Annotated in this window: 7 protein-coding genes and 1 pseudogene; 7 read left to right on the top strand and 1 reads right to left on the bottom strand. The window is 62.4% G+C overall.

What is annotated here, in order from left to right:
• Nucleotides 1–33 precede the first annotated feature (33 nt).
• From HZB49_RS23385 to HZB49_RS23355, 7 genes and pseudogenes are all read left to right on the top strand, one after another.
• Nucleotides 34–1,029 carry an ABC transporter substrate-binding protein gene (locus HZB49_RS23385; protein WP_291615624.1) on the top strand — a complete coding sequence of 332 codons (996 nt, stop codon included), beginning with the start codon at nucleotides 34–36 and terminating at the stop codon, nucleotides 1,027–1,029.
• A gap of 218 nt (nucleotides 1,030–1,247) precedes the next feature.
• Nucleotides 1,248–3,815 (top strand): GAF domain-containing protein, encoded by a 2,568-nt coding sequence (locus tag HZB49_RS23380; protein ID WP_291615623.1) that lies wholly within the window; start codon nucleotides 1,248–1,250, stop codon nucleotides 3,813–3,815.
• A pseudogene (locus HZB49_RS23375) lies at nucleotides 3,812–3,990 on the top strand (response regulator); the annotation flags it as partial. The gene HZB49_RS23380 and the pseudogene HZB49_RS23375, both read left to right, overlap by 4 nt.
• 205 nt (nucleotides 3,991–4,195) lie before the next feature.
• Entirely contained in the window at nucleotides 4,196–5,164 is a 969-nt protein-coding gene (locus HZB49_RS23370) for an ABC transporter substrate-binding protein (RefSeq protein ID WP_291615622.1), read from the top strand.
• 168 nt (nucleotides 5,165–5,332) lie between these two features.
• Complete coding sequence (locus HZB49_RS23365; RefSeq protein ID WP_291615621.1) at nucleotides 5,333–6,316, top strand: ABC transporter substrate-binding protein; 984 nt, start codon at nucleotides 5,333–5,335, stop codon at nucleotides 6,314–6,316.
• A 696-nt stretch (nucleotides 6,317–7,012) separates the two neighbouring features.
• Nucleotides 7,013–7,888 (top strand): ABC transporter substrate-binding protein, encoded by an 876-nt coding sequence (locus HZB49_RS23360; RefSeq protein WP_291615620.1) that lies wholly within the window; start codon nucleotides 7,013–7,015, stop codon nucleotides 7,886–7,888.
• A gap of 79 nt (nucleotides 7,889–7,967) precedes the next feature.
• Nucleotides 7,968–8,186, top strand: coding sequence for an ABC transporter substrate binding protein (locus HZB49_RS23355; RefSeq protein WP_365858995.1), 219 nt, complete (start codon nucleotides 7,968–7,970; stop codon nucleotides 8,184–8,186).
• Between the two features lie 103 nt (nucleotides 8,187–8,289).
• Here HZB49_RS23355 and HZB49_RS23350 read toward each other — a convergent pair whose 3' ends face one another.
• A complete protein-coding gene (locus HZB49_RS23350; RefSeq protein ID WP_291615618.1) occupies nucleotides 8,290–12,012 on the bottom strand; it encodes an AsmA-like C-terminal region-containing protein in 3,723 nt (1,240 codons plus the stop codon).
• Between the last annotated feature and the right edge of the window lie 237 nt (nucleotides 12,013–12,249).

The following is a 12,249-nucleotide window of genomic DNA, read 5'->3' as shown; positions in this document are numbered from 1 at the left end:
ACCATCAGCCCCGGTATCGAGTTGGAGCTGGCCATGAAGCGACGCGAGTTCATCGGACTGATCGGCGGAGCGGCAGCGTGGCCGCTGGCGGCGGGCGCGCAGCAGCCTGCGAACCTGCCGCTTGTCGCGGTCATAGTCGCGTTTACTGAGCAACTTGCAAACGCAAGGGCTGCCTCAATTCGCGAGGGTCTCAAGCAAGCCGGCCTCATCGAAGGCAAGGATTATGTCCTGACGCTGCGCTTCCTCGACGGTGACTACGCGCGACTGCCGGAAATCGTCAAGGAACTGGATGCCTTAAAGCCCCGCGTCTATGTCACCGTCGCCGGTGGCCCCAAGCCAATCCACAGGCTGGTACCGAACGCGCCAGTGGTCTTCACGGCCATTGCAATCGATCCCGTCGCGTACGGTTGGGTAGAGAGCTATGCAAGACCGGGCGGCATGACAACTGGCAACGTCCAGAACGCCATCGGTGGGCTAGAGAGCCTGATGAGCAAGCAATTTCAATTTTTCAAGGAGTTGGTGCCAAACCTGACGCGGGTCGGCTTTATTGGTCTTGCGGACACGGCGGTTCAATTCCCCGTTGAGCGGGCTGCGGTGCAAAAGACAGCCCAGCAATTGGGCTTTGCGGTTTCCATGTATGAGGTGCCGACGCTCGCTGACGTCGAGAGCGCCATCGCGTCAGGGCAACGCGACGACGTCAGCGCGTTCTTCCTATCCGTTGAACCAAGATTCGTGGCCCGCGTTCCCCAGATTGTGGCCTCTCTCGCAAAGACCGGTAAACCGGCTTTCGGCCCCACCCCCGTCTGGACGCGGGGCGGGCTGTTGATGTCATACTATACCGATATCGATGAGCAGACTCGCCGTGCCGGCGGCCTGGCCGCTAAAATCCTGCGGGGCGCGAAGCCCGGCGATCTGCCCATCGAGCAGGCCGACAAGTTCACCCTTATCATAAATCTGAAAACGGCGAAGCAGCTTGGCATCACGGTGCCGCCAGCGCTGCTGGCGCAGGCCGACGAGGTGATCGAGTAGCGGTCGCTATGTCGTCTAATACCCCGTAGCAGACGTGCTGGTCCCGGGCTCTGCTGTCCGCTTTCAGGGGTGAAGCGGACATGCCGTGCTGGGCTCGGTATGTCTGCAAATGACCCAAAACGGACATCAAGCCGGAGAGCAAGATTCTGGCTCGTTCGCCCCCTTCCAGAACGGGTTCCGCCCGATAAGATGGCCTTTCAAACCCTCCGGGGGCGGATATGACGCGGTCAGCAAAAGCGGGCGGCAAGAGGAGCGCGGCGAGGGCGCGCAAGGCGCGCTCAGCGCAGGGCCGCAGCCGCGCCAAGACCAAACAGCCCGTTCGGCGCGCCACCCGAATGAAGCCTTCAAGAGCCTTCGAAATGGAGGCTAAGGAAGCTCGCGAGCAACAGGCGGCGACGGCCGAGATATTGAAGGTTATCGCCAGTTCGCCGTCCGACGTTCAGCCGGTGTTTGAGGCCATCGCGTCAAGCGCAAAACGCCTGCTGGGTGGATATACGGCCGCGGTCTACCGCCTCGTCGATGATGCCATTCATCTCGTTGCGCTGACGCCCACCAGCCCGGAGGCCGATGCAGCTATCAGGGCTGAATTTCCGGTGAAACTGAACCGAGCTGCCCCTCCCGTAGCCTTGGCCGCGAACGGCGAGTTTGTGCAGATTGCGGATAGCGAAACGGCTGATCTGCAAACTCGAGGACTCGGACGGACACGAGGCTGGCGCAGCGCGATGTTCACGCCTTTATTGAACAAGGGGGCGGCCATTGGCTTCATAGCGGTCACCCGGCGGGACCCGGGAGCATTCGCCGATCATCACGTCCAGCTGCTGCAGACCTTCGCCAACCAAGCCGTGATCGCGATCGAGAACGCGCGCCTGTTCAACGAGAAGAGGGAGGCGCTGGAGCGGCAGACCGCAACCGGCGACGTGCTCAAGATCATAAGCCGCTCATCCGTCGACCTGGGGACGGTACTCGAAACTCTGGTTGAGACGGTGGCGCGCCTCTGCCGGGCCGACCAGGTGTACATGTTCCATCTTCGGCATGACCTCTGGCACTTGATCGCCGATTACGGGCTATCGATCGAGGCGAGAGAATTCTTCAAGACGAACCCGTTCACGCCCGGCCGGGGCTCGACGTCCGGCCGGGCAGCGATGGAGCTTCGCGCCGATTCCATCGCTGACGTCTTGCAGGATCCGGAATACACTCTCAGCGAAGGGCAGGCGATCGCCGGCTATCGGTCGACGCTCGGCGTTCCCTTGCTTCGCGAGAATACGCTGATAGGCGTTTTCAGCATTGCGCGTACGCGCGTTGACCCCTTCGCGAGCAAGGAAATCGAACTCGCCACCAGCTTCGCCGACCAGGCGGTGATCGCGATCGAGAACGCGCGGCTATTCAACGAAACACGGGAAGCGCTGGAACGGCAGACGGCCACTGCCGATATCCTCAGGGCGATTGCGAGCTCGCCTTCCGACGTCCAGCCCGTGTTCCAGGCCATTGCCGATCGCTCGAAGCAGCTGGTCAACGGGCTTACGACGGCGGTCGATAGCATCGTCGATGATGTCGTTCACTTGGCGGCATTCACTCCGACCACACCCGAGGCGGACGCGGGGCTAAAGGGATTCTATCCACGACCGCTCTCGACATACGCCTTCGCCGACGCTATCCGCCGTGGCGAGGTATATCGAATCGTCGATACTGAAACCGAATTTGCGGCGCAGCCCGACGTTCTGAAGCTGACCCGCCAGCGAGGATGGCGTAGCGCCCTTTGGGTTCCGTTGATGCGCGAGGGTATGGCGATCGGCATGATCAGGGTCACCCGGCGCGAACCAGGTACCTTCAGCGATCATCACGTTCTCATGCTGCAGACCTTCGCCGACCAGGCGGTAATCGCGATTTCCAACGTCAATCTTTTCAAGCAGGTGCAGCAACGCACTCGGGAACTGTCGCAGTCGCTCGACGATCTCCGCTCCGCCCAGGACCGTCTGGTGCAAACTGAAAAACTTGCCTCGCTCGGCCAGCTCACCGCCGGTATCGCCCACGAGATCAAGAACCCGCTCAACTTCGTCAACAATTTCTCCGCGCTCTCGGTTGAGCTTACCGATGAGCTTGACGACGCTTTGAAGCAGACGGAAATGGCCGAGAAGCTCCGGCAGGAGGTCGACGAGCTGACGCAGCTCCTGAAGTCCAATCTCGAAAAGATCGTGCAGCACGGCAAGCGCGCCGACTCCATCGTCAAGAACATGCTGATGCATTCGCGTGAAGGATCGGGTGAGCTGCGAGCCGCAGACATCAACGGACTGGTGGAAGAAAGCCTCAACCTTGCCTATCACGGCGCGCGTGCCGAGAAGTCCGGCTTCAACATCACCCTTCAACGTCAATTTGACGCTACGGCTGGCGAAGCCGAGCTATTCCCGCAGGAGATCACTCGGGCATTGTTGAACCTGATCTCAAACGGCTTCTATGCCGCGACCAAACGCAAGTCCGAGAACGGCGAGGAGGGATTTGAGCCGACTCTGTCGGCTGCGACGAGGAATCTCGGCGCTTCAGTCGAGATACGCATCCGTGACAATGGCACGGGCATACCGGACGATGTGAAAGAGAAGATATTCAATCCCTTCTTCACCACCAAACCGGCGGGCGAAGGAACGGGGCTCGGCTTGTCAATGACCCATGACATCATCGTCAAGCAACATGGTGGCACCATTACCGTGGACACGAAGCTCGGTGCCTTCACAGAGTTTGTCATTACTCTGCCGCGAGCAACGGGCGCGCAAACTCAGCGGAGCGAAAATTGAGCACCTGCATTGTGGTCGTGGATGACGAACCCGACGTCGCGGAAATGTTCAGACAGCAATTCCGTCGGGATTTGCGGTCCTGTCAGATATCAACATGCCCGGAATGACCGGTCTTGAGATGCTTCCCAAAGTGAAGGCGGAGCGTCCCAACGTTCCCGTCATCATGATCACGGCCTTGGAGCAGGCGGCCCAGGTCCGCTTATGGCCTTAGCGGACGGGCTGGCCGCAGGCTGTAGTGTCTGCTTTCAGGGGTGAAGCGGACATGCCGTGCCGGGCTGGGCATGTCTGCAAATGACCCAAAGCGGACGTCCCGCCCAGACCGATGTATAGTATGCTTCATGTTTCGTCTCTGCTCCTGATCCGGCCAACTGGAGGGTCAAATGAAGCGACGCGAGTTCATTATTTTTTTCAGTGGTGCGGCAGCGTGGCCTTCTCTGGCGCTAGCACAATCCAAGGGAAAATGGCGGCTTGGTGCACTTCTCTATAGTGATCCTCAAAGCGATCCGCAGATGGCGGCAATCCGTCGCCGCCTGAGCGAGTTGGGTTACGTTGAAGGAAGAAACATCTCTATCGAATACCGTTACGCGGAGGGCCGACTGGATCGGCTTCCAGCCTTGGCTGCCGAACTCGTAGCACTTCAACCGGACGTGATCTTAGCCGTCGGAGGAGACGTCGCTCCAATCGCAAAGAAGTCCGACCAGAAAACCCCGCTTGTATTTGTGAGTAGCGCTGACCCGGAGCAGCTGGGTCTTGTTGCCAGCCTTCGCCAACCGGGGGGAAACGCCACGGGTGTGTCGCTGCTTCAAGACGAACTTGCCTCGAAACGGCTCGAACTGCTCAAGGAGGCAGTGCCAAATGTCTCCCGGGTAGCCTTCATTTGGTATCCCGACCACTTGGACAATGAGCACCGGGAGGCTCAGAGAGCTGCACAAGCACTCTCTCTGCAACTCCATTCAGCGGAGGTACGAAATTCCGATGAAGTCGAACGGGTCTTAAACGATGCAATGGCTGCGCGAATAGAAGCCATATACGTCGTTTCGTCGCGGCTAACCGTGTTTAATCTAAAAAAGCTGGTCTTGTTTGCAGGACAAAATCGCATTCCGCTGGTGGGCGGTTGGGGAGCTTGGGCGAAAGACGGTGGTTTGTTTTCGTATGGACCCGATGCCGTCGCCATGGCTGGTCGCGCCGCCGACCACATCGACAAGATCTTCAAAGGCGCAAAACCGAGCAATCTTCCTGTTGAGCAGCCTGCTAAATTTGAATTGATCATCAACCTCAAAACAGCTGCTCAGTTAGGTCTCAACCTCCCACATTCGCTCCTCTCGCGCGCTGACGAATTGGTCGATTAGCAGCCGATCTGCCGGTTGCTGGCTCCAATGTCCGCTTTCAGAGTTGAGGCGGGCATGTCCTCTTGGGCTGGGCATGTCTGCAAATGACCCGAAGCGGACAATTTGCCTCTAGTCTGGTGGCCAAATGTGATCATATGGTCGTTGAAGGGGTTACCGTTAGAGGATCAGATGAATCGGCGCGAGTTCATAGCGCTGTCTGCCGCGGCGACCGTGGCGACGGTTTCGAGCACAAGTGCTATCGCTCAAAGATCAGAACCGACGCGACGGATCGGCGCGCTGTTCTCCGGCGGATTTGGGCAATCCGGCGCTCCAGTATTTCGTGAACTAGAGAGACTGGGCTGGGTCAAAGATCGTAATATTCACATCGAAGAGCGTCTTTACGGGAACGAGACGGCTCGCATGCGCTCATTTGCGGCAGAGTTGGCGAAGCTCTCACTGGACGCCATCCTCGCAAGTAGCCCAATCGAAGCGAAGGCGCTTCAACTTGAAACTAGCACTGTGCCGATTGTATTTGTTATTGGTGTTGATCCCGTTAGCCAGGGGGTTGTCGATAGCTTAGCGCGCCCTGGCCACAATATTACTGGATGTTCCAGCTTCGACTTTTCCATGGGCGGCAAGTGGGCACAGAGCCTCAAGGAGATAGCGCCAAACACCAAGCGGATGGGTATCATTTTCAATCCGCAGGCGGCACCTTACATGCAATCGATTGTGCGCTCCGTAGAGGCAGGTGCACGTTCCCTTCAAGTGGAAGTCGCAGCAATTCCTGTGCTCGATGATGCCGCGCTAGGTCAGGCCATAACATCGTTAGCGCAGCAGCCCGACAGCGCATTGGTCGTTCCTCCTGACATTTTCCTGAGCGCAAGGATGCCAGCGATTGTCGCATTGACCGCTCAAGTTCGCCTGCCTGCGATTTACCCTGGTACTGCAATCGTGAGAGTGGGTGGACTACTGTCTTATGGTCCCGACTTCTCGGACAATTACCGCCGCACTGCGAAGCTAGTTGATCGAATTTTGAATGGTGCCAAGCCGGCTGACTTGCCCGTAGAGCAACCCAGCAAGTTTCAAATGGCCATCAACCTCAAGACCGCCAGTTTGCTCGGTCTCGCCGTACCACCTGCGTTACTTGCCCAAGCGGACGAGGTGATCGATTAGAGGCAGCGACTTCCGCTCGTGGCCCTTCCCGGACCTCGTGCAATGTCCGCATCTGCGCCGCTGTTGGGGACAAGCGGACATCGCGAACATATGAGTGCAAGCTCTAGTTCGGCGCCGCCGGGCGTGGCGGCGGCGGGTTGGCGACCTGCGGCGTCAATGCCAGCGGCGGTCTTGGTTTCGGCTTTGCCACTGCACCCGGTGCGGGCCTCACCGCGGCGGGCCGCGGTCTACGTTGACAAAATCCTCAACGGGGCCTTACCCGCCGATCTGCCGGTCGAACAGCCGACCAAATTTCGAACTTGTGATCAACCAGAAAACAGCCAAATCACTCGGCGTCAGCATTCCTGCCACGTTACTTGTCACTGAGAGTGACGTGCTTGAATGATTCGGTCACATCGAGTTTGGGCGGTTAAGCTGCCGCCCTCAATTCCTTGGGAGTGGGCACGAGGAGACGCGACTTCATCGGGCTGTTGGGTGGCACGGCCGAGGTCGCCTTTGGACCCAAATTGATCCAGTCAGACTTGCTTGCCCCACTGGGCTGAAGCACTACTATACAGCATGGGAGCGCAAATGAGGCGTCGGGATTTCATCGCTGGAGCTGTCTTGGCCGTCGGGGCGCCCAACATGGTTCGGGCCCAGTCGGCCGCCCCACCTAGACGGCTTGCAATGGTTCATGCGAGCGAGCAACCCTCCCGTATGACCGTGAATGGTCGACCTTCGTTCAAGGCCTTCTTCGAGGAGCTTGATCGACTGGGCTATGTTGAAGGCCGAAATCTGGAAGTCCTGCGGTTGAGCGGGCAAGGGCGCCAAGACGAGTATCAGATTGTCACTCGCAGGGCCGTTGACGCCGCGCCCGATGTCATTGTTTCCATGCACGCCCGGCTCGCGATGTATCTTAAGTCTCAGACATCCTCGATTCCGATCGTGGCAATCAATAGCGATCCGGTTGCATTGGGTCTGGTCTCAAATCTTGCCCGACCTGGCGGGAACATCACGGGCGTTAGCGTCGACGGGGGGCTCGAAATATGGGGCAAGCGGATCGACATCCTCTCCGAAGCCGTCGGCCGGCCTTCCCAAATGCACTTCCTGACGACTTCGCAGCAATGGGGTGCGCGGACCGGTGATGCAATTCGGGACGCAGCCAAACGTGCAGCTATTCCGCTTGCAGTTGTGCAACTGGATGGAGATGTCGATCGATCGAACTATGTTCGAGCCTTTGACAGGCTCACCGAAGATCGCGCAGTGGCGCTACTGGTCTCCGAGGTTGCGGAGAACATTTCAAATCGAAATCTGATCGTCGAGCTTGCGGCGCAACATGCTTTGCCAGCCATCTACCCATACCGCGAATTTGTCGATGTTGGGGGGCTTCTTGCCTATTCGGTCGACCTCCCGGATGCATTGCGTCAGATAGCCCGCCAAATCGTGAGCATCTTCAACGGCACAAAGCCCGGCGATATCCCCTTCTTCCAGCCGACCAAGTTCCAGCTTATCGCGAACGTCAAGGCCGCGCAGTCCATTCGACGGGCATTGCCAGCCACTCTGTTGTCCCGTGCGGACGAGGTGATTGAGTAAGGCATGGATGTCGCCTATTGGCCCTTAGCGGACGGGCTGGCCGCAGGCTCTAGTGTCTGCCTTCAGGGGTGAAGCGGACATGCCGGGCTGGGCATGTCTGCAAATGACCCTTAGCGGACATGGGCCTTGCCGCCGAGCGACCCGCACACTGCGCATATTCCGAGGAGCCAATCCGGGCGAAATACCGTACTTTCAAGCGATGCGGTTTGAACTTGTTGTCAACCTCAAGACTGCAAAGGCGCTCGGCCTTACCATGCCGCCGACGTTGCTCGCCCACGCCGACAAGGTGATCGAATAGGGATTACCATGTCTGCTTCTGGCCCTTCCCGGACCTCGTGCAATGTCCGCATCTGCGCCGCTGTTGGGGACCAGCGGACATCGCGAACATATGAGTACAAGCTCTAGTTCGGCGCCGGCGGGCGCGGCGGCGGGTTGGCGACCTGCGGCGTCAACGCCAGCGGCGGTCTTGGTTTCGGCTTTGCCGCTGCACCCGGTGCGGGCCTCACCTCGACCGGCGGCGGCAGCGGCGCGGCCTGCTGCTGCGTCACCGGCGGCGGAGATGCGGCTGCATTCGGCGGCGCTGCCGGCGCGGTCGGCCGCGGTGATGCGGGCGCAGTCGCGATCGGCGGCGGTGCGGGCGGACGCGGCGGCGCAGCCGCCTTCGGCTGTTTGGCGCGGCGCGGATCGCGGCCGGGCAACGGCACATTCTTGAGCGGTTCGACCGGCGGGCCGAGATCCTCGGCGGCGTCCGGGGCTTGCGGGATCGAGACCGGCATCGGCGGCGGAGGCGGCGGTTCGCCGCGCTCGATGGCATCGAGCCGCCTCGTTTCATGGTCGATGGCGCGCACCGCCAGCCACGACGACAGCGCAGCCACGTCGACCGTGCGCGTCATCGCATCGGGCGTACCCGCCGCAAACAGCTGGATCTCCGGACGGCCGCTGGCCGTCGTGGCCAATGTCAGCGCCAGCGCCGCGCGGATGTCGGCCTGGTCGGCGGGAATGTCGTAGCCGCCGGAGATCACCGCGCGCACGCCCTGCGCATCGATGGCGGTGGCGGCAACCCGCATGCGGCCGTCGCGGATGGTGAAAGGCACCTGCGCCGAGGCAACCGCCAGGCTGCCAGCCGCCAGTGCCGGCTCCACGATCTGCTTGAGCCGCGCGTCGTCCCGCACCTGCCCGTTGTCGCTGGCGCGCACCGCGATCTCGAAGGCGCGCGGATCGAGCCCGGCAAACCTGGCCTGCTCCAGCGTGACGGTGCCGCTGCCGGACAGCGCGCCGATCAGCGCCGCGGCGCTGCGGCCCTGGCTCGCCAGCGTCATCTGCAGCGAGGTGCGGCCCGCGGGCATGGCGAGCGCACGGTAGTGCAAGGCCCCGCCGTCGACATTGTTCAGCGCAACGCGCGCATTCAGCGAGATGCCGTTGGCGCCGGGCTTCACATCGACCGTCGCGACGACTTCGCCGCCGCCGACCTTGCCCTTGATGTCCTCGAACAGCAGCGACTGGCCGTCGGCCTTCACCGTGCCGCTCACCGGCTGCAGTTCGACTCCGCCGGGCAGCGCGCCGCGCAGCGCCTGGAAGGCGATGCGGCCGCGCCAGCCCTTCACCAGCCCCGCGCCGAGCGGCTCGGCGCTGTCGTGGCCCGCCGCGCCGATCGCAAGCCCGAAGGCCGGCGCCAGCGCCAGCGCATCGAGTCCGATCTCGCCCTCGATCGACTTCTCCTCCGCCAGCGTCAGCGCCACGCGCCCGCGCAGCCGCGAGCCGGCGATGGTGCTGTCGAGATCGTCAAAGGTCCATTTGTTGCCGGCAACGATCAGTCGCGACGCAAGCGCGATGTTCTGCGCCAGCGCATCGGCCGGCTTGAGATCGAGCAGCGGCGCGAGATTGGCGCCGGCGATCCGCAGATTGACGTTCGCCCTCGCCTCCGGCGCGAACGGCTCGGCCGAGCCCTGCACTTCGGCATCGAGCCCCGCGCCGGAAAGTCTTGCCTTCACCTGCAGCGGCGCACCCCAGGCACCGCTCGCACTACCCTCGAGACGCGCGAGCCCTGCGCCGGCGATAATCGCGCGCTCGAGGCCGAGCAATTTCAGCAATGCGTTGCCCTGCTCGGCCGACAATTTCGTTTCGACTGATAGCTCGGAGCGGCGCAGCGCTTCAAGATCGAAGCCGTTGACGGCGGCAATCGGCGGCCTAGCCGCGATCGACGTCATCCCCTTCAGCTGCGGCGCGTCGAGATCGAGGACGATGCGCGCGCTGGCGCGGTCGGCGCTCCCCTTCTCCAGCTCCAGCGCCAGTTTCGCGCGCGCGGGGCCCGGGCTTGCGCCCATCGCATTCAGCCGCGCGGCGAGCGACGGCGCAAACGGGTTGATCAGCGCGGTCAGTTGGCCGAACGAGGCCGCGCTGGAATCCAGCGCCAGTCTTCCGGTGACGCCGGCGCGATCGAAATTGCCGGAGCCTTCAAGCATGACGCTGTCGGGCTGCCCGATCTTCAGCTGCTCCAGCGTGAATGATTTTGGTCCATAGCCGAGCTTCGCAAGGAGCGGACGCAGCTCCTGGCCCATGGAGATGGCGCGGCCGATGTCGAGCGACAGCCGCATCTCTTCCGGCCATTCGCCCTGCGGCCCGCCCAGCGAGCGCAGCAGCGCGGTTGCGGCATCGAGATCGAGGCGGTCGGATTTCAAATCCGCTTCCACCCGCATGCCGCTGTCGGGCCGCTTGTGCGAGATCGCGACCCGGCCCTCGACCGCGCCGCCGTCGAACTCGGCCTTCATCGCGTCGATCGCCACGCTGTGCGGCGCGGCGTTGACCTCGCCGCGCAGCCGCAGCGGCTTCTGGCTGCGCAAGGCGAGATCGCTGCGGCCCTGCAACCAGGTCACCAGCGCATCGGGATCGGCGGACTCGACATTGAGCGCCGCCTTGAACGTGTCGGTGCTTTGCGCGCTGGCGCCGCTCAGCGAGACCCGCGTCGAGCCCGGCGCGCGGAATTCCAGCTTGCGCACGCTCCAGGCCGCTTCATCGGCCCGCAGCTCGGTGACGACGTCCTGCACCGGACGCCCGCCGAGCATGATCTGGTCGGAGGAGAATTCCAGTTGTACGGGCCACGGCGCCGATGGAATGCCCGCCAGCAGCGCACGCACGGCCGGCATGACCCGAACCGGCTCGGCGGCATTGTCCTTCGCATTGTCTCTGGCGACGAAGCGGTCGACGTCGAGCTGCCGAGCCACGAGCTGCGCACGCAGCAAGGGCGAGGCACCGAAGCTCGCATCGCCCGTTCCGGCAAGGCGCAGCGCGCGCTCCTCCGGCCCGTAGCTCACATCGAGCTGGTCGAGCCGGGCCGCCCTGTGGTCGGCCTTGACCTTGGCGGCGATCTTCCAGGGCAAGGCGGAAGGATCGGCCTTCACCGCCGGCCGCGCCACGGTCACCGAACCGTCAAAGCGCGGCGCACGCTGCTCGAACACGAGCACCCCGTCGAGATCGATCGCCAACGCGCGCTGGCCGGGATCGATGTTAAGATGCACGCGCGTGCCGTTGCCGTCCTGGGTCTGCCCCGACGAGACCCGGAACGGATAGCGGGTGCCGGCAAGCAGGAAATTGCCGTCGCCGCGGATCGAGCCGGCGAGCGAGCGGACGTCGCCGGAAAACGCTATGTCGTTCAGTTCCAGCGTGCCGCGGCTCGATGCGTCATGCAGCGCGGCCCGGCCGGTGAGGTTGAGCCGGTCGATCGCGAGCTGACCGAAATTGAAGCTGCCGGTCAAAGACGGCCAGTCGATCCGGCCGCGCGCATCGAGGCCGAGGTCCAGCGCCATGCCGTTGATGGTGAGCTCGGTGGCGCGCCACTCGCCGCGCATCAGCGAGCCCAGGCTGAACTCGACGTCGAGCTTGTCCGCGCGCACCTTGCCGAGGTCGTTGGCGCCGCCGACCGTCACCGAGCGCAATTGCAGCGAGGGCGCCGGCAACAGCCGCGCATCCAGCTTGCCCGCCACCCGCACCGGCGCGCCGACGATCCGGCTCGCCTCGGCCTCGAATTGCGGGCGAAACTGGTTCCAGTCGATGAAATACGGCCCGACGAGCGCCGCTGCCAGAGCAATGATGAAGGCAATCGCCAGTCCGAGCAGCGTCGTCTGCACGGTGTCTCCAGATTCTCAATCCAACGCGTTTTCTTCACGCGAACCGGCATCCACTTCGCTTGAAAACGCTCTCCTGTGCCGCCGGACGCGGCCGCACCCAAGGGAGCCGGCGCCGGGACACCGGGGAATATAGAGACAGTTAAGGCGAAGTCACAGCGGCATCGCAGGCGGGGCGATCGCCTTGTTTTCGTCGCCACGGCGAAAGCCGGGGCCCATAACCACGAGTGGTCATTGTTG

The organism is Bradyrhizobium sp. (genome assembly GCF_016219575.1).
Classification (GTDB): Bacteria; Pseudomonadota; Alphaproteobacteria; order Rhizobiales; family Xanthobacteraceae; genus Bradyrhizobium.
This window is presented reverse-complemented; position numbering and strand designations above follow the sequence as displayed.

What these genes read in the sequence shown, in the direction of transcription:
- HZB49_RS23385 (WP_291615624.1), top strand. Translation starts at nt 34, where the DNA reads ATGAAGCGACGCGAGTTCATCGGACTGATCGGCGGAGCGGCAGCGTGG.
- HZB49_RS23380 (WP_291615623.1), top strand. Translation starts at nt 1,248, where the DNA reads ATGACGCGGTCAGCAAAAGCGGGCGGCAAGAGGAGCGCGGCGAGGGCG.
- HZB49_RS23370 (WP_291615622.1), top strand. Translation starts at nt 4,196, where the DNA reads ATGAAGCGACGCGAGTTCATTATTTTTTTCAGTGGTGCGGCAGCGTGG.
- HZB49_RS23365 (WP_291615621.1), top strand. Translation starts at nt 5,333, where the DNA reads ATGAATCGGCGCGAGTTCATAGCGCTGTCTGCCGCGGCGACCGTGGCG.
- HZB49_RS23360 (WP_291615620.1), top strand. Translation starts at nt 7,013, where the DNA reads ATGACCGTGAATGGTCGACCTTCGTTCAAGGCCTTCTTCGAGGAGCTT.
- HZB49_RS23355 (WP_365858995.1), top strand. Translation starts at nt 7,968, where the DNA reads ATGCCGGGCTGGGCATGTCTGCAAATGACCCTTAGCGGACATGGGCCT.